Genomic DNA, 22,566 nt, shown 5'->3' on the forward strand with positions numbered 1-22,566 from the left:
CCTCCATTATTAGATAAATAAAAAACAAAACATTTGTTTTGTCTCGTCTTATCTTCCCTATAACATTAATATTAGTTTCCTATCTTTGTTTAGAATCTAATGTTTTTTCGTTATCTTTTTTATTTTCTAATTTTTCTTGTTGAAATTTATTCATTTCAGAAAAAATTGTTTCGATTTGATCACGTGAATAAACTCTATTTTCATAACGACCAGTTTCACCAGCAGCTTTTTGTTTCTCAGTTGCTGGACAAAACACAGTTGCTGGAAATGAATTTCAGGGTTTTTCCATTTCATTTGTTGTAGCATTTAATATTTCTTTTCCAACTGGAGGTAAAGAAATCTCAAAAGCTCCAATTGATACATGAATTATCCTTGAAAAATAGCCTATACTTCTCAAGTAATTTCTGCAATTGGTATTGCAATAATTGGTGCATATTTAAATATTTGAATTAAAAGAGTATCACCAAATGTTATTAATCAAATTACTGTTCCAACAATAACAATTCTTGGTTCTTTCACTATAAGATTATTTATTATTGGACCAGTTGGATATGTAATTGGTTCTGCAATTGGTATTGCATTTCAATGAGCTTTAACTGATGGGATTGCAAAATACTTTTTTGTTATTATAATTGGTTTATTTCACGCTGGATTTGTAATTACAGGAATGTATCACTTACTAAATGCAGTAATTTTACAAAATGTTGCTCAAAATTGAGGAGACTTTATTTTTATGAGTATTTGTGCTCAAGCAATTGGACAAGGAAGTGCTGTAATTGGGTGAATGATTCTAAATAGAAAAGACCCAAAAACAAAAGAAGTTGGAACTGCTTTAGTTGTTTCTGCCTATCTTGGAGTAACTGAACCTGCACTTTATGGTGTAAATTTAAAATATTTATTCCCTTTTATAGCTGGTTCAATTTCAACCGCTATTGCTTTAGAAATTTGTGTAATGTCTGGGGTAACAGCACAATCAATTGGAAATGGAAGTTGATTGGGAATTTTAAGTGTACAAATTAATTCAAAAGTAGAAGGAGTTAAAACATGAGCTGGTACTGCATACTTATGATTTATGATTGCCAATATTGTAAATGCAGCATTAGTTATTTCACTTTCTTATATATTTGGAAAAATGAAATTCTTTAAAAAATTTGATCCAAATTTTGTGGAATTAAAAAATGAAAATAAAAAAATTAAAAATAAAGAAAAAATAGTTGCATAATAATTTTGTAAGGAAAGGAAAATTAAAATGGCTAGAAATATTGATAAAACTGAATCAATTACCAAAGCAAGTTATTTTTTAGGAGTAGTTTGATCTTTGAGTTTAGTTATTGGAACAATACTAGTTTCAATATTGGAATTATTTAGTTTTTGGTGAATTTTAATAATTATTACACTTTTAAGTATTGGATTATTTATTATTCATTTAAAAATAACAAGAAATATTATGAATAACATCAATGTTGATAAGAATATTTTTATACTTCATTGATTATGTTTTATTCAATTACTAGCTTTAAATATTCCTTTATTTGCATATGAGGTAATTGGAATTTTATTTTATAAAAAAATTGCATATATACTATAAATTCTATGTTAACTAAAACTTAAAGTATTATTATAAAAGACATATAATAGTAATTCTAAGACCATGATGTAGTTCTTTGTAGATACTTAGATAATTGTAGTGTTAACTGCAAACTTACATTAGAAGTTTAATTACCCTTATTATAAGGGTGATTTTACATTTATACTAATAAAAAAAGTAAAAAAAAATAAATTTAATAAATAATTTTATAATTAAATAACTATAAATAAAAAACTCTGTTAAAACTAACAGAGTTTTTTATTTATTATATTCTTTTAAAATTTTTTCAAAATTAAGTTTATCAACATTTTCAAAAATTATATTTGCTTGACTTACCTCTTCTTTTTCTCCAACACCAATAGCAAACATTTTTGCAGATTTAATTGATTCAATACCTATTTTTGCATCTTCTACTCCTCAACAATCTTTAACATCGATTCTAAAGTAATCAGCTGCTTTTAAAAAGATTTCAGGATTTGGTTTATGTTTTAAAATATTTTTTGGATTTACTAAGTAATCAAATAATTCAATAATATTTGCTTGTTCCAAAATAAATTTTGAATTGCTACTAGTTGATGCCATAGCAATTAAAATATTTTGTTCTTTTAAGATTTTAATAAATTTTATTGTTCCTTCATAGATTTTAATGTTATTTTTTTGTTTTAAGTGATTTAAATAAACTTTATTTTTTTCAAAAATAATTTCCTTTTTTTCTTTTTTTGAAAACTCTCTTTTACTTATAAATGATTTTAAAATTAATTCTAAACTATCTTTTCTTGAAAGTCCTCTAAATTTATTTAAAAAACTTTCATCTAAATTAATATTTAACTTTTTATTTGCAACTTCTTTTCAAGATCAATAATGTAAATATGCAGTATCACTAATAACACCATCACAATCAAAAATAACTAATTTTGGAAATTTCATTATAATTGAATTTCCAAAATTAGTTATTAATTGGTACATTTTTTGATTGTGTTTAATATTTACATTATCACCTGATATTTTTTGCAAATATAAAATTTTATTTTTTAATTTAAAATTAATTATTGCAGATTGATATTCAATATTAATAGAATAAGAATTTATTTGATCATTAAATACAGGATCAATCATTAAAAATTCTTCTTCAATGTTAAATAATCCATAAATAACAAACATTCTAACTCCACCCATATTTGCCATATGTAATCCTCTATCTGTATTTTTATGAGTGTCATATAAATCAAGATTAATTGACTCTTTAAAATATTTAAAGCCAAAGTCTTTAATTTTTAGTCTGACTGCCATTATTGCATATACACACTTAGAACGTGATGAATCAGCTGTATCGGTTTTATCATAAAACTCTCAATTATTAATCATTGTTTCTTTATCAACTTTGTCATAAAAAAACATATTTGCCGAAACAACATCTGCTTGTTTTGTAACTCTTAGTGTATTTATTGATAAAGAATGTAAAGTTCTTAAAAAAGGCTTATATTTTTCAATATACTCTTTTGTAACTGGCTTTCTTTTTAAGAAATTATCGTGTTGTGGATTTAAATTCAATTCTTTATTATAAGGAATTAAAATAACATTTGCTAAATTTTCAAATTCCTTTAATTCCTCTTCAGTAATTTTAAGTTGTTCTTTTTTTTGATTATAGAGATTTATGTTTTTTTCTTTTAACATTTTAAAACTTTTATTTGCTCATTTTAAATTATATTGAGCAACACAATTTGTTCAATAATCATCATTTACAAGAATTTGATATTCATCTGGTCCTGTAACTGAATTAATATGTCCAACTCCATCAGTTACAACAATTTTATCTTCTCAAACTCTTGCAGTTTCAATTAAAATATCTAAACCATAATTAAATAAAAAATCATAATCTTTTGTTGCTTTAAAATAATTTATTATTGTAAAACAAATATCTCCATTGATATGATATTGAGCAGTTCCAGCTGGAAAATATGTGCTTGTTTCATCTCCATTTATTGTTCTTCAAGTAAATAAAGCACCTTTTGGGTGAGCTAAAAGTTTTGCTCTTTTTCTTGCACTATCTAAAGTATTATATCTAAACATTAACATTAATTTTGCAAGTGTTGGATCAAATAATGTTAAAGCAATGGCAATATAAATTTCTGAATCTCAAAAATAATGACCAGCATATCCTTCTCCTGTTAATCCTTTTGCAGCAACATTTGTTCAAGCTAATTTTCCAATATTTGTATAAAGTTGAAACATATTAAAATTATTTGCTAATAATAAATTTTGATTATTTTCTCCAAAATTACAGTTTGCTCTTTTTCAAAAATCTATAAAAAAATCTTCTTGTTGTTTTAAATAAAATTGATAATTATTTTTTGCAAATTCCATTAACTTTACTTTTGCTACGTTTATAGTTGGTTTTGAATAGTTTTGTTCATACAAAACACTAATTTTATCAATTATAATAGTTTCATTTAAAATTTTTTTTAATAATAAGTTTTCTCTTCATATTCAGAAAAATTAAATGAATTTAAGCCACTAATTTTTGTTGCATAAACAACTTTTTGATTTGACTTTAATGTTTTATAAACAATACTTTGAAAACTATTTGAAGATTCTCTTTCAATTTTATTAAAACTTTTTTGATCTTTTAATAAAGCTCTTGGGTCATTTGGTATGCCTTTATCTGTTGATGTTTCTTTAAAAATTAGTGGAAAATTAATTTTTACCTCTTTTTCACTTTTAAATGAAGTTGTAAAACTTATTTGTTGCAAAAATAATTCATAACTTATTTGAGATAATAATTTAGAAAAATAAAAATCTATATATTCTTCATCATTTAAGTTAAATCTATATTTTCTAACAATTTGACCAGATTGCATTTGATATTCAATAGAATAATTTGATGCTTTAGTTGGATCAAATAAAATTCTTTTATCATCAATATATATTTCCAAATTTTGAATATTGATTAATGGCATCATTCTTTGATATAAATCTGGATATCCTGTATATTTAGCTGCATATTGAATGTCAAAATAATCATAAAAAGCATTAATATAAGTGCCTTCAATTGAACTATTTTTATTCAAAATTTCCTCTTCAAATGAACCTCTAATTCCAATATAACCATTTGATATTGAGAAAATTAATTCTTCAACTTTTCTATTTTCAATTTTAAATTCTTTTTTTTCTATAAGTAATTCCATACTAACCTCCTTATAAATATTTTATTAAATAAAAGTAAATTTAAAGAGATTAAATAGTTTTAGTTGTATATACAAATAATTTAAAATTAAAAAAATGACTAGATTAAGTCATTTTCTTTTTTAATTCCTCACTATTTATACAGTCACTATCATTTCAATTTGCTAGTAGATTTATATAATTCATAAGTTCATATCCTTTATATATATCAATCAAATTATGTTTCTTTATTAATTCAAATTTTAAGTTAATATTCTTTCTTTTTCTTAAATGACCTCTAAAAAACTTCATTACATCTCTTACAATATCATAATTTTCATATTCATCTCCATATTTTTTCATAAATGTTTTAATTATTTCACTTACTTTATGCTTGTAAGATAAAACAGGATAGTATTTTGTATCATAAAAAAAATCATATACATCAATAAATTTAGAAGACATGCTTTCTAAATTTATCATAAAATTTTCAAAATTATTTGAAAAGAAAGATAAGGCTTGAACTTCTTGAAATTTAGACATGTAAAGTAACTCATCAATATTATTTTCCTTAATATATTGAGCAATTACAAAACTCATTTTTTCAAGTTCATTCATTAATTTTTTTTGATTTTTTCAAGTATTTGTAAATTGATAAACAAATTCATTTGATAAAATAAATTGATTTTTTTCCTCATTAAATTCCAAAATTCCCATACCAACAGTATATGGTATGTCATTAATTGTAATTTTTGGAAATTTAATTTTATATTGTTGATAAAACTGAAATGATTCAAAATCAATAATACATATTTTTTTTAATTTATGTTTTACCCCATTTATATAACATAGAAATTAAATTTCTATGCTTAAAATAATTATAAATTAAAATAAAATAAATTTAAAAAGGTTAGAAAGAGGAAATTTATTTTATCAATAAAATTTAATTTTACTAATGCAAAATTTTATTAATTTTGATTATAATTACAAACAATTTAATAAAAAAAATGTTGTAAAAATTATTAAAGTAAATTTTGATAAAAAAATAAAACCAAAGGTTTTATTTTTCATTAGTTAAAATTTTAACTGATTTGTCACTATCTGGATTTTTTGCTTTTTGTAATTTATTTTGAATATGATATTTTAAAAATCCTACTGGAACTAATAAAATTACAAGTAAAATCATAACAATTGGTTTTCATATATCTTTAAGTTCAATTCCTGTTAACAATAACATAAATGAACCAATTAAAGTTAAAATACAAGTTATATATGAAAATACAACAAATACTCAAAATAATCAATTTTTATATATTTTTTTATAATTTTGGTCTTTTAATCTTAAGTAAACTATGTTTGTTGTCATTAATATTTTTAATGAACTTACTGCAAGTGAAAAGTAACCTAATAATTCTCTTATTTCATTAAACATAATATAAATTGATGCAATAGCCATTAATAATAACATTGAGTACATTGGTCTTCCTGATCATTTTGAAAGTTTTAAGAAATGATGACTTAAATCTTTTTCTTCTGACATTTTTTGAACTAAACTTGTTTGGTATACTAGATAAGCATTGATACCACCAATAAATAAAACAATTGCAACTGAATTAAATACAATTGTTGCTCATTTTGGAAGTAAAGCAAATCCATTTAAAAATCCATCTTCTACTTTTCCAATTGATAAAATTGCAATTGCATATAATACATAAACTAACATAACAATACCAACACCAGCAAGAATTACTTTTGGTGTTGTTTTTTCAGCATTCTTAATTTCAGCTGTTACATATGTTGGAATTTCAGTTCCTGAATATGAAAACATTGTCATTGTTATTGCAGGAATTAATAGTGTTCCTCCAATATATGCCTGAGATAAATTTTCTTTCATAGCTCCTGAATTTAATAAGTTTTCACTTGTCCCATAAACTAAAGCTAAAATTAAAATAAATGCTATTGGAAAACTTTTTAAAACCATAAAAATAATTTGACTAACTTGACTACTATTTTTAATAAAGATTTGTGTTCCTCCAATAAAAAATAAAATTAAAATTGAAATAAATTTTCACAAATATTCATTATCATAGCCTGAAAAATCTCTAATAATATTTGTTAAAGCTAGACTTGCTGTTGCAATAGCAACAGCAGAAACAAATAATGTTAAAACTCAACCAAATCAAAAAGCCATAACTTTTCAATTTGCTCTTCTTAATCAGCTATAAGCTGTTCCATTTTCTTGAAATGAAATAGCTGGTTCAACCATTAAGAAAGTTTCAGGAAGGATAATAATTCCCCCTATTATTCAAACAAAAATCATTAATAAAGGATTATTTCCTGCCAGTGAAGAAACACTACCATAAGTAACAATAATGCTTGTTCCGATTGTTGCTGTAAGTGTTAAAGCAAGAACCGTTCAAAAACCCATTTTTTTAGTTTTCATTTACTTTTTTCTCTCTTTCATTTGCAAAATTTAAAGTCCTGTCCAAATATTGTTCATTGTAATCTGTTATTACATAAACATGATTTGACCCTTCTGGAGTTCAAATTTCACTAAGAGTATTTGATTCAAATTTTATTTTTTTATTATACATGTCTAAACTCATTTCATAGGGAATGAAAGTATCTCCAATTGCATGAATAAATAAAATTGGTATTTCTTTATTTAGATTCATTAATTTTAATAAATCATACTTACTTTGATTAGTTTTTGTAAGTTTACTAAATTTTTTTGTATATCCCATTCCCACAATTCATCACGGTTTTTTGAAAAAATTATTTTGAATATAATATCTATATTGAAGTTTTATACTACTAAAACCACAATCAGCTACAACTCAACTAATATCATCTTTAAATTTTCCAGTTTGAGAATAAAGAATTGATGTTGAAGCTCCCATACTATTTCCAATTAGTCCAATATTTTCAACTTGATATTCTTTTTTTAGATTGTCAATTATTTGATCAATCATTGAAATACTTGAATATCCAATATCAGTATTTTGCCCATAACTTTTTCCATGAGCAAAAGCATCAAAAGTTAAAATATTATAACCATTTTTGTAAAAATGATTAACTAATCTTAAAGCAAGATATTTATCTTCTGTTCAACCATGCATTCCAATAACTCATTTTTTTGAGTTACCATTTAATGCTTTTAAACAACTAATATTTCCTTTATCTGTTGTAATATCAAATTCAAATAAGTCTTGTTTTTTAAAAGAATCTTTGCCTAAATTCATTTTATCAATATCTCAATAATGATATTCTAAAGTATTAACCTCTACTGGAATATGGTTAAATTCTCCATTTGGTCCTTCATATTTTCCAAACCTTGGATATGTATAACAAAAGTACTTATATAATTTGAATAATTTATTTGATTTAATAAAGATTATTGGAAATAAAATAGTTGATAATATAATTTTTAAAAAATTGTATGTGTATAATTTTATTTTTTTTGACATAAATACTCCATTTAAATTTAAACCATTATATAATGATTACTTCTAAATTTTAAAATATATAAAAAAAAATATTACACTTTTTTATATTTTGAAATTTTTTTTCATAACTTAATTTTCAAATGTAATTTTTTTTTTTTTTTGCTAAAATGCCTTTTGTGTATATAAATGCATATAGAAAGAGGTAACTATGAATGGATTAGCAAAGGGTGGAATTATTACTAATTTTGTTGGAACAGCTTTAGCAGCATTAATTTCTATAATACTCTTAATTGCTTCTTTGCTTACTACAAGTACTTTACCAATAGCTGGAGGAATAATTATTATATTTACAATAATTTCTCTAATTTCTTCAATATTGATAATTATTTTTGGAGCTCTTGCATTAGCAAAAGGAAACAACAAATTTAAAATAACTACAGGAATAATTGGAATTATTTCAATACTATTTAATTGAATTGCATATTTCTTTGTTGCAATTATAATATTAGTAGGATCAATATTAACTTTATGCGGAAAAGCAAAAAATTAAATTAAATAAACTTTTAAATTATGAAATAATAAAAAGCAAGATTTTTTCTTGCTTTTTATTATTTCATAATTTACATATCAAATTCTGCTGTTAAATAATTATCTACAATCATATTATTAAAAGTGCCTATACCAATAAATTTATATAATTTCAAAAACATATTTTTCTGATTATAATTTTGTTTATCATGAATAAACAAATATTTTTTTATTTCTAAATTATTAAAATCCTTAATAATTTTATGTTCTAAAGTCATATTTTCTGGAATTGATCAATAAAATTTATTATTTTCCATATCATATTTAGTTAATTTGCCATACCCCATTCCATCTTCATCTGCTAAAATAATTTGCTTTGAATTATCAAAAGTCAAATAACCAGCTTGAAAAGTTAAAACTTTTAATTGCTCTCGGTAAAATAAAAAATTAGTACGACCCACTGCTGCTAAACACTGTTTTACTGTATATGTTGAATTTATAGAAAGAAGTTTTTCTGTATTATCAGAAAAAATTAATGTTTCATTATCTAATTTATATTTAAGAATTAAAATTATTTCTTCAACAATTAACTGATTATTATCCATAAAATACTGAACCAAATCATCTATTTTCAAATAATTAGGATATAAACCTAAGAATTTTTTCATACTTGTTATTTCATATAAGACTGATGTTATAAAAAGATTATCTAAATCATAATCAATATTTAATTTTTCAATTTTTCTTGTCAATCTTCTATAAAAATAAGAAATTATTTTATAGTTATCTAAAAATATAAACTGTTTTAAAATATTTTTATTTCTTTTTGTATCATTTTGAGTAGGTAAATAATTTGATATTTGCTTTGCAGTTTTTATAAACAAATCATCTAAATTATTATAAAAATCTTGAAGAGTTAATTCATAATCTTTAATTATCATTTCTAAACTTTTTAAATTATATTTTTGAAAATATTTAACTACTTGTTCTTTAATTATATTTTTATTGCCATATCATTTTTTTAAACTTTTTAAAATAATTTCTTCAGCATTTTTTTCTAAAGTAATCGTTGAATTATAAGGCAAGCCATGTTTGGTTGAAATAAAATTAGTTCCAATAATTTTTGGCTCAAAAAGATTTCTTATTCCTAAAGTTAAATCATACTTATTATCTATATTTGAAATTAAATCATAAACTTCTAATTTATTTTTCAATTCTGTCTTTCTTAGCCCTCTACCCAATTGTTGAAGATAAATTGTTTTTGAATTTGTTGGTCTTAATAAAATTATTGTATTTATTTCTGGTATATCAATACCTTCATTGAAAATATTTACAACACAAAGATAATTTATTCTACCTATCGAAAATTCATGAATAATTCTTTTTCTATCATTTTTATTCTGTGATGTTAAGACTTCTGCTTTTAAGTTTTTGGCTTTTAAAAAAGTAGCAATAATATTTGCATGCTCGATTGTTACACAAAAAATAAGTGCTGTTGGTCTAGCATAAATTCCAAGATACTTTTCAATTGTTTTAAATAACAATTCATTTCTAGATTCAGTATTTATTTTTTTAAAAATTTCTCTATCTGAATCTAAATCAACTCCTGTTAAATCAGTTTTACTATCATCAATACAATAATAATCAAATGGGCATAATAGTTTTTGATCAATAGCATCTCATAATCTTAATTCAGAAGCAAATTCATCATTAAAATATTTTTTAATATTTTTCCCATCTTCTCTTTCAGGAGTTGCTGTTAGACCAATAATTTGCTTTGGTTGAAAGTAATTAAAAGTTTTATCAAATGTATTTGCAGCTATATGATGTGCTTCATCATATACAATAATATCAAATTGTTCTTTTTTAAAATCTTCTAACCTATTTGATAAAGATTGAATTGTTGCAAATAAATATTCTGGATTTTCACTAATAATTTTTTGATCATATAAAACTTCACCAAAATTTGAGTCATTTAAAACTTGTCTATATGTATTAATTGCTTGATCAATTATTTCTTTTTGATGTGCTAAAAATAAAATTTTTAATTTTTTATTTACTTGCTCTATCTGTCTTTTATAATCAAAAGCAGAAACTAAAGTCTTTCCAGTACCTGTTGCCATTACAATTAAATGTTTATTTTTATTTAAAAACCTTCGATATGATAATTTATCTATTACTTCCTTTTGAAATTTATATAAATATTTTTTTGAATATTCAAATTTTGAATCTTGATTTAAAATTTCTAATTGAATTTTAGAATCCTGATTTTCTTTAATTCTTTGAATTAGAAAATCTCTTTCAAAAGAATTTGAAAAATCAACAAAATCTTCTTCTCATAAATAATCAAATTCTTTTATCAGTTGATGAACTAAATCATTTTTTTCTTTTGAAATAATTTTAATATTCCATTCCCTTCCGCTTATCATTCCTTTATAAGTTAAATTTGAAGAACCTATTATTGCACTATCTTGTTTTACTTTTCTTTTAAAAATAGCTGCTTTAATATGTATTCTTTCACTATGCTTTTCCAAATTATCTTCAATTTTAATTTTTATATTTTTATATTTTTCAGAAATTTTTCTTATTTCATTTAAATTATTAAATTGTGCTAAATCATCAAAAGTTGTAGAAATTATTTTAATAATAATATTATTTTTTAAACAGTATTCAAAAGTAGGTTCAATTTTATTTAAAATTGCTTTTGATATGAAAGGATAAATTAAATAAACTTCATCTGAAGTAACTATTTCATTTTTTATTTCACTTAAAAGTTCTTGCTGATCTTTATTTGTAAAAAATTTATCTTCTTTCATTTTTTTAGTTCCTTTTCTATTTTATTATTATATAGATATTAAAAATATAAACTAAAAAACATAATTTTTACTGACTTTTCAATTTAAAAAACCCAAAATCAATTAGGTTTTTTAAATAAAATTTATTTTATTATATTTCTTAATTTTACTTCATTTGCTTTTTCACGTTTTAAACAAATGACCGATATTATTCCTGCAATTGCTGCTAAAATACCAATTATAGTTATAACAGATAAACTGATTTGATTTGCAAACTTATTTGTTGCATAACCTGCTTCTGTTTCATATTTTTTTAATAAAATTGAATCTATTTGTCAAAACCAAGCATCTGGTGAGAAAGCAATACAAGAAATAAAGCCAACACTTGCTGCATATTCTTTTTGACTAACTTTAATTTCATAAATAGTAGCTCATCTATTTGTAACTAATGCTCAACATGATATTCCAAGCATTAAATAAAGAGTTGAAACTGCAACTTGTACTATAATTTTTCCAGTATGGCTCATACTTAAAAATGAATTCTCACTTAAACCTGAATTATTATTGCAATAAGACATAAAATTGATGAAATAAATAAACCAATTGTTATAAACAAAATATATTTACCTGATTTATCTGCTAATTTACCACTAGGTGCTGAAAAAATTGCTCTAAATAAATAAGTTCTTAAAATCCCCAAAGCTACAACCACCATAGCTGTAACTGTAAGTGCTTCTTGAATAAATGTTACAAAAACGCTTAATCCTGATTGAAACATATAAACACCCATTATTAAAAATGTTACTAATCAAATTTTGTAATTTTTTAAAACACTTGTTAAAGTATGTAAATCAAATTTATCTTCTTTTTTTACTTCATTTTTTGTTTCTGGTACAAAAAAACAAAGCAAAATACCATTAATTGCTATTAAAAAACTGAAAAAAAACCAATGTTGGAAAGGCTCAATTTCCAAGAGAATCTACAAAAACTGTTCCCATTATGTAGAAAATTAAATATACAAAACCAATAACAGCTGTTCCAATGATTCCATTTAAACTACCATGAACTCCATTTAGAACTCCATTTTGCTCATTTGTGCCTTGCTCGGAAAGAAGTTTTCATAAAGCACTTCAAAATATGAAGCAAGTTATAAAACTTCAAAGAGAAAATATTATATAAACCTGTGCTACTTTTCCTTCATTTATAAAAGGAATGAATCCATACCAAACTCCAATAAAACCTACTCCTAAAAGTCCAATTAAACATAATTTTTTTAAACTAATTTTATCTACAAAAAAACCTCCAACAAAATAACTTAATATAGCAACATATCCATAAATTGAATTTACTTGTGAAAACTCTGATGGTAAAATTTTTAATGAATTTGCAATTTTTACAGATGAAATTACATTTTTTAAATAAAATGGTACTGCCATTACAAGCACATCTGCTAAGGTTAGAATTGAAATGATTGATACAGTTTTTTTTACTAAGTTTATTTTTCACTTTAATTTTTTTTAAATCCGAAACTTCTACTTGTTTTTCATCCATAATTATTTATCCCCCCTTTTTTTCTAAATATTTATATCTAAATCAGGATTATCACTAATAAAAGAATTTATTAATTGGGGTTTATACATTTTTTTTATAATTTTTACATCACTATTATTTTTAAAAGTTCAAATATTCATTGGCAAATTTATTTTATTTATAATTTCAACATTATTTTTTTGTTTTAAAGATCCTAAATAAGAATTCAAATAGTCAAATTTTCTTATTAATTGCATATTTATATTGTTTAAACTTTCACATAAATAGGCTTTTTTAAAATCACTATTTAAAGTTAAAATAAATTCCAAGGCATTTTTTCCAAAAGATGAAACTATTATTTCAGCTTTAGTTTTTTTTCTAAATAAATCTAAAGCTGAATATAAAATTTGATATTCTTCTTTTGTATATCTATCAGGTTTAATTTCAACATTAATTACTTCATACTGATCACTTAGTTTTTCAATGAATTCTTCAATAAATAAACAAGGTATTCATTCAGGATTTTTTTGAAGTAATTAATGTTTTTTATTTCTTCATATGTAAAACTTCTAACAGTTTCGTCAATTGAACCAATTCTCTTAAAATTATGATCATGAAAAATAATAATTTTTTTATCTTTTGTCATACGAATATCAAATTCTACAGCTCTACATTTTTTTAAAGCATTTTGAAAATCAATAAATCTATTTTCACCATTTGGATTTCTAAAACCTCTATGTGCAACTAATATCACTTATATCATCTCTTTTCTTTCTTAAAAATTTTTTTACTCTATATCGGTTAATCATGAAAATGTTCTTTGAACAGCTTGTCTTCATCCTTTAATTAAATGATCTGCTTGTTTTTGTTCAATTAATGGATTCATTTCAAAGTCAAATTCAATATTTTTTCTAATTTCATCAATATCTTTTCAATAACCAGATTTTAAACCAGCTAAATAAGCTGCTCCCATTGCTGTTGTTTCAATATTTAATGGTTTTACAATTTTACATTGTGTAATATCTGATTGAAATTGCATCATAAATTTATTTTGAGATGCTCCTCCATCCACTTTTATACTATTAATTTTAGCTTTAACGTCTTTGCTCATTGCACTAACAACATCATATGCTTGATATGCAATTGCTTCTAAGGTTGCTCTAACTATATGTTCTCTTTTTGTTCCCCTATCTAAACCAAATATTGCTCCACGTGAATATGAATCTCAATAAGGTGAACCAAGTCCAGTAAATGATGGAACAACATAAACTCTTCTATCATCTTTTGTTTGACCTGCATATCATTCTGTTTCAATTGCATTATAAATAATTCTTAAATTATCTCTTAATCATTGAACAGCTGCTCCTGCAACCATTACAGAACCTTCTAAAGCATATGTAATTTTTCCGTTAATTGAATTTGCTACAGTTGTTAAAAGTCCATGATTTGAAAAAATTCTTTCTTCTTCTGTATTCATTAATATAAAACAACCAGTTCCATAAGTTACTTTTGATTCTCCCTTATTTATGCATAATTGACCAAATAAAGCAGATTGTTGGTCTCCAATTGAAGAATAAATTGGAATTTGTGTTTTATCCGTTTTTGAAATTAATCCAGGAAATGTATTTCCAAAATGAGCATTACAATCTTTAATTTCTGGAAGAATATTTTTTGGTATATCAAATAACTCTAATAATTCATCATCTCAATTGTTTGTATTAATATTGTATAACAATGTTCTTGAAGCATTAGTATGATCTGTTAGAAAAACTTCTCCTCCTGTTAATCGATAAATTAATCAAGTATTAATGGTTCCAAACATTAATTTATCCTCTTTTGCCAATTGTCTTGCTCCTTCAACATTATCCAAAATTCACTTAATTTTTGTTCCTGAAAAATAAGGATTAATTATTAATCCGGTTTTTTTTCTAACCATATCTACTTGTTGTTGATTCATTGATTCACAATATTTTGCTGTTCTTTGATCTTGTCAAACAATAGCATTATAAATTGGAAGTCCTGTTTCTTTATTTCAAATAACCACTGTTTCACGTTGATTTGTAATTCCAATTGCTGCAATTTGTTCACCTGAAATTCCAGATTTATTTAAAACTTGAACTAATGTTGAACGTTGTGTATTTCAAATTTCTGTTGCATTATGTTCAACTCAACCATCTTTTGGAAAATATTGAGTAAATTCTGTTTGATCAACTGCAACAATTTGTCCCTTTTTATTTGTAATCAATGTTCTTGCACTTGTTGTACCTTCATCAAGAGTAATAATATATTTTTCCATATTTCTCTCCTTTTAAACTATTGGAATAATTGCTTTTTCCTTTGAATTTCATTTTTCTTTTTTTTCTAATTTTCCATTAACATTCTCTATTAATTCAATTACCATATCTGCTATGGCTGGTGCTGATGCTATGGCTGGTGATTTCATTCCCCCAACATTTATAAATTTTTTATCACCACTTGCTGGTTTTATTCAAAAATCATCATAAATTGGTTCAATTGGTCTTGAACCTGAATAAGTCATACAAGTTTTTTGCATTTTAATATCGGGAATTAATTTTTTTCCAATTTCTCCAATAAAATCAAATTGTTCTTTTGTAACTAATCTTGTTTCATCTTTTGGTACTCCATCAACTGCTGTTGGACCAACCATAATATGTCCTGTTAATAATGGAGCTACAATAACTCCTTTACCGTGAATTGTGGGAACCATAAAAACAACTGAATTAACTATATTTTTTTCTGTTTTTTCAAGTATTCTATATTCTCCTCGCTTTGTTACTAAATTAAAGTCTGGATAGCCAGCCATTTTTGAAATTACATCTGCATAATGACCTGCTGCATTAATTACATATTCAGCAATAATTTCTTCATTTTTTGATGTAGTAATTGTATATTCTTCATTATTGTGTTTTATATCAATAACCTTTGAATTAACTCTTAATTCAATTCCGTTTTTAATTGCATTTGTAAATAAAACTTTAGTAAGTTCTGGTGTATCTACTGCAATGGATGAATTACAAACTAAAGCACCAATTGCTTCTTTTGAAATATTTGGTTCCCTTTTTTGTAACTCTTTTGCATCAATAATTTCTAGTTCTGAAGATTTTAGTCCGTTTGTTATACCACGCTTATACAACATATTAATATGTTTCATTTCTTCATCATTAAATGCAACAACAGTTGAATTTATTCTTAAAAAAGGAAAGTCCATATCTTTTATTCAATCTTCATATCTTAATTTACCGAGTTGATTTAGTTTTGCATTTAATTTTCCAGGTGTTGGGTCAAACCCACCATGTACTAGACCTGAATTCCCTGCTGAAGTTTCCATAGCAACTCTTGAATTTGCTTCTAAAACAATAACTTTTTTATTATATTTTCCAAGTTCACGAGCAATTGAAGCCCCAATTACTCCCCCACCAATTATACAAATATCATATTTTTTCATTATTTACCTAATTTCTATTTTATTTTTAAAAAAGTAAAAATATAGCTCCAACACTTACTCCTGCTAAAATTGCGGCAAGAACTGGAACAAATGAATATGATCAATCAGATTTTCCTTTTTCTTTTAATGGCATTAACATATGAATAATTCTTGGTCCTAAATCTCTAACTGGATTAATTGCATACCCAGTAGTTCCTCCAAGTGATAGACCTATTGAAATAACTACAATACCAATTACAATTGGACCAAAGAATGTTCCAGATGCAAATTTTCCCATTGCTAATGCTGCAAATACAAGTACAAATGTTCCAACAAATTCCATAAGTAGATTTAATAAAGTTGTAAATGAAAATAAACTACCTTTAAATGTTGAAGAAGTTGAATGCATTCCTAAAACATTTGCTGTTGAAAATTCTTCTTTTGTTTGCAAAGTTTTTTGAATATGTTTAAAATATAGTAAATCAATTATTATTTGCCCAAGCATTGCTCCAAGTAATTGAACAAAAAATAAACCAAAAAACAATCCAATTGCTCCTGAAGTTGAACCAGTTAATTGAATCATTAAGTCTCCTTTATCTGCAATTGTTGCCCCAACCATTACTGCTGGATTAAATCAACCTGGTGCACCATTGAATGATGATGCAATTAAAGCAGAAACTGTAACTGCAAATCCTCATCCAAGAGCAATTGCCACTAATCCAGCATTATTTCCCTTAGTATCTTTTAATACACAGTTTGCAACAATTCCATTTCCTAAAATAATAAGTAAGGATGTTCCAAAAAATTCTGTTAAAAATAATTCTGTTAAATTCATAACAAAAAACCTCCTTTTATTTTTTATTATTCCCCATTCAAGTTTAATAAGTAAAAGAATATTATTGTAAATTAGAAATATAAATTTTATTATATTTAAGCAAATTACATTATCAAAACATATTCTTTTTTTAAATTGAATAAGATGATTAATATAAACTATATTTGTAATGCATTTTTATTTATACATTATTTGTTAACAATAAATACTGTAAATAATTTTTTATTTAATTTTTATTAACTATAAAATTACTAGAAAACTAAACTAGTTCTATTAATTTAATATAGCAAATAAAAATACCCTCTTCTTTTACTCCTTTCCTAATTATTCTATCTAAAAAATGGAAAAAATTTCATTTTCATATCAAAATAAAATATTTTTTCTATTTATTTATTCTTTTAGACTATATTTAACTAATTCATTTTAATTTATGCATTAAATTTTAAATAAATTCAAAAAAATAACCATTAGATTATTTTTTTAAATTTATTTTTTATAGAATAGCAAAAAAATGATATTTTATTTAAATTATCATTTTTTATCTTAAATTTTTTAATAAAAAAATGTCTAATGTTTTTTAGTGTTATATTTATTTTTAACTTGTTGAATTTCTTTTTCCATTTCAAGTAAATTATTTTTGTCTTCAGTTTTAACTCAATGTGATAAATATATATTTTGAAATCTATCTCAAAAAATAAGAATTAAAGTAAATATAATAGTTAAATATAATGATCAAAAACTTGAAAGTGTATAAGAAATAATTTTAAATTTATCAACAAATTTAAATGAAAATATTGAAATCAAGAAAAAAACAATATAATTTAAAGGTAATAAATAAGATAAACAGTTTTTTAAATTGGAGATTAATAAATATTTATAAAGTAAATTTAGTAAGTATTTTGAATTAGTTTTTGATAAAAAAATAACATTAATTTTATTATCAATTAAATTTAAAGATTTATAAAATGATATTTTTAAAATTAAAAATTTTAATTCATAACTTTTAATACTTTTGATTCTTTGAATTTTTCTTTTCAAATTATTTAAAAATTTAAATTTTATATTAAAGATTTTTCATTCTAAATAGACAAACTTAATTGCAAAAGTAATTCCTACTGCAATAAAGGCTTTCATTATAATTGACAAGTATAGTTCAACAGAATCATGAAAATATATTTGTATTGTTGTAAATATAAAGTTTGTTTCATTATACAATGTTAAAATTGTAAATTCCTTTAAAAAAAAGGAATTTAGTGAATTTGCAATAAAAAGTAATAAAGCATTAATTTTTAAATTTAGTGAAAATAAATTTAAAAGAATAAAAATTAAAAATGGAATAATTAAATATAATAAATGATTTTTTAAAATATAAATTCCATTTATATACGATGAAAATTTTTGATAACCTATTGTAAAAAACATTATTGTAGAAATTATAAATATAGGAAATAGTATTTTAAATAAAGTAATTATAATTTCAGTTTTAATATAATTAAAATTTTTATTTTTAAATAGTTCTAAACTATAATAAAAAATCTCTACTAATAAAACTGCTGAAATTAAAGCTCCATATATCATCAAATTTTTTTCTCCAGTAAGAAATTGAATTGGATAAAAGCAAAAGATAGGAATAAAAATAATTCTAAGAATTCTTTTTGATAAAAACATTTCTAATAAAAATGTCCATACAAACATGAAACCAACAATAATTGATTGTTTTATAACTCTAAATATTAAATCTCACAAACCATAAATTGTGTAATTACTCATCATTAAATAACCACAAAAAATTAGTAAAGTAATTTCAATTAAATTATATTCACGTTTTATTTTTAATTTAGGTTTTTTCTTATGATTGAAATATTTTATTATTGAACCCAAAATTATAATTATGAATATAAAAGCACACAATAAAAAATTAACATTATCTTTTTTATTTTCAAAAAAATAGATAGTTAATAGTCAAGACAATAGAATAGAAATTGCAATAAACAATCTAATAAAAATTTGAAAATTATAGTAAATTTACTATTTTTACTCATTAACTTAGTATTTCTTTAACTACTTCTCTTAATTCATCATCATTTTTATAAAAATATAATTTTAAATTTCCATTATCATCAATATTAATATACATATAAATGATTGCTTCTTGACTTGAATATAATGTACTGTGTGAAATTCCCTCAATTACAGAATTTAATGCTCTTTGATAATCATAGAAATATATCTTTCCATTTGTTGAAAATTGAGAATTTACACTATAAATTGTATAAATTCCATCTTCTACAATATCATTAAAAGATCTTGGTCTCCCATTTCATGAACTATAATAAAGACTTTCCTTTATATTATCTTTTAGCAACAGGTATTTGATAAATCAGTTGCAATTAATTAAGATTTTAAAATTTAAAGTGTATAAAACTTTCTTGCCATCGTGAAATTAATATTAATTGAAATTCTTTAATTATTATCCACATTTAGTTTTCAGTTCTTTTGAAGAATGCATTTTATACTTATAAAAATTAAAAATCAAATCGCATACATATTCTTGATAAATCACTTACAGTATCACATTGGTTTTTTTATTGTGTAATAACATTTACATTTAATTTTTTTATGAAATATAAAAAATATTAAATCAGTATTTTTGTCTCATTCATAATTAATTCCAGAATTTACAAATCTACACATTGAATTAACTAGACCTGCACAATAGTCAGAATAATGAATTAAGAGATTATTTAAAGAATTTAGTTGAACAACTTGTAAATTTGAATTTATAAATTTTTGATTTAAAAATCAAGTAGTTTTAATAAATGCTTCCAATGATTCTAATTTAACACCATTTTTATTATATATATTTGGTACTACTTTTCTTTGATCAATATAAATATTAATATCAATCACTTCATTATTATCAATAAATAAATTACTTAATGTTCTTTCTATTATATAAAACACCATTATATTATGAATTGAATCCAAATCTGTTTTTCATTTTTCTTTGAAATTCATTTTTTTTAGATTACTTGTTATACTAATTTTTTTGATTGTAATTTTTTATATTATTAATTGAAAATTTTTTTAATCAATAGCAAAATTATAGGAATTAAAATTTTTGGAATTTAAAAAGACATATTCAAATTGAATATGTCTTTTTTTAACTTCTATTTACCTGTTTTTTCATGAACAATATTTGCAACATGTTCAACATCTGTTTCAATAATTAATTGTAAACCTTGATCTCCAAGTCTTTTTATACCATAAATTCCAAGAGCTTTAAGTTTATCATCATTAATATCTGTTTTATTATCTTTTACTGTTAGTCTTAATCTCGTACTACAATTATCTACTTTTATAAAATTATCCATTTTAACTATTTCAATAATAGCATTTGCAAGATTTTCATATTTTTCATTACTATTTTTTGCTTTACCTTTTACTAATGATTTATTTGAATTTACATCCCCAATTGTTTCATTTTCATCATCACGTCCAGGAGTTTTAATATTCATTTTTTTAATTATAATACTAAATGTAAAGTAATATGCAGGAAATGCCAGAGCTGCTAGAGCAAACATTCATAATGGATTTGACAATACTCCATAAGTTCCCCCATTTACAAGACCTTCATATTTGCTCATTCCTCAACTATTTGCAAAACTAATTATATAATCGATAAATCCACCACTAAATCCAAAACCAATATGCAGATGCATTGCAATTGCAATGGCTGCAAATATTGAAGTATAAACAGCATTTACAACTCATAATACTGGACCAACAAATATAAATGAAAATACTAAAGGTTCATCAATTCCAGTTAATGCAGCAACAATAGCAACTCCTCCTAAGAAAGTTGCAACTTCTCTTCTTCTTTCTTTTTTAGCACACATTATCATAGCAATAGCAGCACCAGGTAATCCTCCTCAAAACATTGGAAAGTATCCTGTTTGAAAGTTACCAGAAATCATTGATTTTTGAAAAGCATTTATATCCCCAAAAATTGTAAAACTAGGCAATCCACTTGTGGTTTGATTTAATAAGACACCTGTTGGGATAATTCCTTGTCTAATTGCAAAATATTCTTTAAAGTTTTCTCCTGTAATTGGGGTTGAATTGAACATTTTATTTGCTATTTCTTGAAGCATATTTTGTCCAAAATCACTTAATCCTCCATTTGCATTTAATAATGCTTCACTTGTCATTTTATTTCAAAGAACAATATGTCCATTAAAATCAACAATATAACCTTCAATTGGCATCTGGAATCACAAGAATGTATTTATAATATGGTGTAAACCTGTTGGTTGAACCAATCTGTTTAAAAGTCCATATAAAAATGCACCAGGAACAGCTCAAGAATCTCCTGAACTTACAAGTTTACCAAAAGAAATTAGTCCATATTGAAATCATGGTCAAATTATTGCAAATAAGAAAGCAACAGGAACTGATGCTACCATTATTACCATTGGTACAAATCTTCTTCCTCCAAAAAATGATAAGGTTTTTGGTAATTTAATATTTTTAAATTTATTATATGATCAAGCACTTAAACATCCTGCAACAATTCCACCAAGTACTCCAATATTTAAAATATATGTTCCCCCAATAATTTGTAATTTGTCATTTACCATTCCATAATTTGGAACATAAAATAAACTTGAAAGTTTACCAGCTACTTCTCAATTTCCTTCTGTATTTTTTGCAAAATAATCAAATGTTATTGTATTGTCATAAAATAATTTTGGCAATCCATTTTCACCAAGAAATGTAGTTAATATAAGGTAAAAAGCAGCACCAACTAATGCAGCTTCTCCTCTTTGATCTTTTAAAAGACCAAAAGCAGTTCCTATTGCAAAAAATAATGGTAAATTATCAAATATTGTTGAACCTGGTTTTTGAAGTATAAAACCAATTCATCAACCAGCATTATACTGATGTTCAACATTTAATTCCATAGCTAAAGAACCAAATCTGTTTAGTAAAGCTGCAAAAGGCAATAATGCTATTGGAAACATTAATGATTTTCCTAAACCTTGCAATTTTACTAGAAAGTTATTTCAGTGATTATTTCCAGCTTTATTTAATGGTTTTTCTGAATCTACTGTTTTAACTTTTTTTTCTTTTTTTGAAAGCATATTCACTCTGTATTCCCTCCTTCTTTCATTTTTAGTTTATAAATATATAAAAAAAAAATCAAATAATTTTAGAAATTATTTTATTTTTTATGA

22 protein-coding genes are annotated in these 22,566 nt (G+C 23.4%); 3 read left to right on the forward strand and 19 right to left on the reverse strand.

Features of this window, described 5'->3' with window-relative positions; genetic code table 4:
• Window positions 1-79: 79 nt before the first annotated feature.
• Window positions 80-397 (reverse strand): hypothetical protein, encoded by a 318-nt coding sequence (locus STAIW_RS03590; RefSeq protein WP_041618872.1) that lies wholly within the window; start codon window positions 395-397, stop codon window positions 80-82.
• On the opposite strand from STAIW_RS03590, the gene STAIW_RS03595 reads away from it, so the two are divergent.
• Together STAIW_RS03595 and STAIW_RS03600 are read left to right on the forward strand one after the other, a co-directional pair.
• Complete coding sequence (locus STAIW_RS03595) at window positions 362-1,222, forward strand: PTS transporter subunit EIIC (RefSeq protein WP_053228512.1); 861 nt, start codon at window positions 362-364, stop codon at window positions 1,220-1,222. The genes STAIW_RS03590 and STAIW_RS03595 overlap by 36 nt on opposite strands.
• A 27-nt stretch (window positions 1,223-1,249) precedes the next feature.
• The gene (locus STAIW_RS03600) at window positions 1,250-1,588 is read left to right on the forward strand and encodes a hypothetical protein (RefSeq protein WP_020834489.1); all 339 of its coding nucleotides are present in this window, start codon (window positions 1,250-1,252) and stop codon (window positions 1,586-1,588) included.
• Window positions 1,589-1,846: 258 nt separating this feature from the next.
• On the opposite strand, the gene pgmB is transcribed toward STAIW_RS03600, so the two are convergent.
• The 5 genes from pgmB to STAIW_RS03625 all read right to left on the reverse strand — a co-directional run bounded on the left by pgmB (window position 1,847) and on the right by STAIW_RS03625 (window position 8,217).
• The gene (pgmB, locus tag STAIW_RS05690) at window positions 1,847-4,006 is read right to left on the reverse strand and encodes a beta-phosphoglucomutase (RefSeq protein ID WP_148285980.1); all 2,160 of its coding nucleotides are present in this window, start codon (window positions 4,004-4,006) and stop codon (window positions 1,847-1,849) included.
• A 44-nt stretch (window positions 4,007-4,050) separates the two neighbouring features.
• The gene (locus tag STAIW_RS03610; RefSeq protein ID WP_041618873.1) at window positions 4,051-4,773 is read right to left on the reverse strand and encodes a glycoside hydrolase family 65 protein; all 723 of its coding nucleotides are present in this window, start codon (window positions 4,771-4,773) and stop codon (window positions 4,051-4,053) included.
• Window positions 4,774-4,876: 103 nt separating this feature from the next.
• Window positions 4,877-5,467, reverse strand: coding sequence for a hypothetical protein (locus STAIW_RS03615; RefSeq protein ID WP_020834490.1), 591 nt, complete (start codon window positions 5,465-5,467; stop codon window positions 4,877-4,879).
• Between the two features lie 343 nt (window positions 5,468-5,810).
• Complete coding sequence (locus STAIW_RS03620; RefSeq protein WP_020834491.1) at window positions 5,811-7,193, reverse strand: amino acid permease; 1,383 nt, start codon at window positions 7,191-7,193, stop codon at window positions 5,811-5,813.
• On the reverse strand, window positions 7,183-8,217 hold the full coding sequence (locus tag STAIW_RS03625) for an alpha/beta hydrolase (RefSeq protein WP_020834492.1): 1,035 nt from the start codon (window positions 8,215-8,217) through the stop codon (window positions 7,183-7,185). Before STAIW_RS03625 ends, STAIW_RS03620 begins: the two co-directional genes overlap by 11 nt.
• 187 nt (window positions 8,218-8,404) lie before the next feature.
• Here STAIW_RS03625 and STAIW_RS03630 point away from each other — a divergent pair, with 187 nt between their 5' ends.
• Window positions 8,405-8,746, forward strand: a complete 342-nt coding sequence (locus STAIW_RS03630) for a hypothetical protein (protein ID WP_020834493.1) — start codon at window positions 8,405-8,407, stop codon at window positions 8,744-8,746.
• A gap of 70 nt (window positions 8,747-8,816) precedes the next feature.
• Here the strand turns inward: STAIW_RS03630 and STAIW_RS03635 are convergent, their stop codons facing one another.
• The 13 genes from STAIW_RS03635 to STAIW_RS03680 all read right to left on the reverse strand — a co-directional run bounded on the left by STAIW_RS03635 (window position 8,817) and on the right by STAIW_RS03680 (window position 22,473).
• Window positions 8,817-11,540 carry a DEAD/DEAH box helicase family protein gene (locus STAIW_RS03635; protein ID WP_020834494.1) on the reverse strand — a complete coding sequence of 908 codons (2,724 nt, stop codon included), beginning with the start codon at window positions 11,538-11,540 and terminating at the stop codon, window positions 8,817-8,819.
• Window positions 11,541-11,662: 122 nt separating this feature from the next.
• On the reverse strand, window positions 11,663-12,097 hold the full coding sequence (locus STAIW_RS06520) for a hypothetical protein (protein WP_236608516.1): 435 nt from the start codon (window positions 12,095-12,097) through the stop codon (window positions 11,663-11,665).
• Entirely contained in the window at window positions 12,067-12,429 is a 363-nt protein-coding gene (locus STAIW_RS06525) for a hypothetical protein (RefSeq protein WP_236608517.1), read from the reverse strand. Before STAIW_RS06525 ends, STAIW_RS06520 begins: the two co-directional genes overlap by 31 nt.
• Window positions 12,430-12,436: 7 nt before the next feature.
• Window positions 12,437-12,955, reverse strand: coding sequence for an MFS transporter (locus STAIW_RS06530; RefSeq protein WP_236608518.1), 519 nt, complete (start codon window positions 12,953-12,955; stop codon window positions 12,437-12,439).
• 138 nt (window positions 12,956-13,093) lie between these two features.
• Window positions 13,094-13,378: a hypothetical protein gene (locus tag STAIW_RS06535; RefSeq protein ID WP_236608519.1), complete on the reverse strand. Its 285-nt coding sequence runs from the start codon at window positions 13,376-13,378 to the stop codon at window positions 13,094-13,096.
• Between the two features lie 143 nt (window positions 13,379-13,521).
• Complete coding sequence (locus STAIW_RS06540) at window positions 13,522-13,803, reverse strand: glycerophosphodiester phosphodiesterase (RefSeq protein ID WP_236608520.1); 282 nt, start codon at window positions 13,801-13,803, stop codon at window positions 13,522-13,524.
• Between the two features lie 33 nt (window positions 13,804-13,836).
• Complete coding sequence (gene glpK / locus STAIW_RS03650; RefSeq protein WP_020834495.1) at window positions 13,837-15,345, reverse strand: glycerol kinase GlpK; 1,509 nt, start codon at window positions 15,343-15,345, stop codon at window positions 13,837-13,839.
• 12 nt (window positions 15,346-15,357) lie between these two features.
• Entirely contained in the window at window positions 15,358-16,515 is a 1,158-nt protein-coding gene (gene glpO, locus STAIW_RS03655) for a type 2 glycerol-3-phosphate oxidase (RefSeq protein ID WP_020834496.1), read from the reverse strand.
• Between the two features lie 25 nt (window positions 16,516-16,540).
• Window positions 16,541-17,329, reverse strand: a complete 789-nt coding sequence (locus STAIW_RS03660) for an MIP/aquaporin family protein (RefSeq protein ID WP_020834497.1) — start codon at window positions 17,327-17,329, stop codon at window positions 16,541-16,543.
• A gap of 567 nt (window positions 17,330-17,896) precedes the next feature.
• Window positions 17,897-19,300: a hypothetical protein gene (locus STAIW_RS03665; protein WP_020834498.1), complete on the reverse strand. Its 1,404-nt coding sequence runs from the start codon at window positions 19,298-19,300 to the stop codon at window positions 17,897-17,899.
• 70 nt (window positions 19,301-19,370) lie between these two features.
• A complete protein-coding gene (locus tag STAIW_RS03670; protein WP_020834499.1) occupies window positions 19,371-19,694 on the reverse strand; it encodes a hypothetical protein in 324 nt (107 codons plus the stop codon).
• A 98-nt stretch (window positions 19,695-19,792) separates the two neighbouring features.
• Window positions 19,793-20,347, reverse strand: coding sequence for a hypothetical protein (locus STAIW_RS03675; protein WP_020834500.1), 555 nt, complete (start codon window positions 20,345-20,347; stop codon window positions 19,793-19,795).
• A gap of 152 nt (window positions 20,348-20,499) precedes the next feature.
• Window positions 20,500-22,473, reverse strand: a complete 1,974-nt coding sequence (locus STAIW_RS03680; protein WP_236608538.1) for a PTS transporter subunit EIIC — start codon at window positions 22,471-22,473, stop codon at window positions 20,500-20,502.
• Between the last annotated feature and the right edge of the window lie 93 nt (window positions 22,474-22,566).

The organism is Spiroplasma taiwanense CT-1 (genome assembly GCF_000439435.1).
GTDB lineage: Bacteria > Bacillota_I > Bacilli_A > Mycoplasmatales > Mycoplasmataceae > Spiroplasma_A > Spiroplasma_A taiwanense.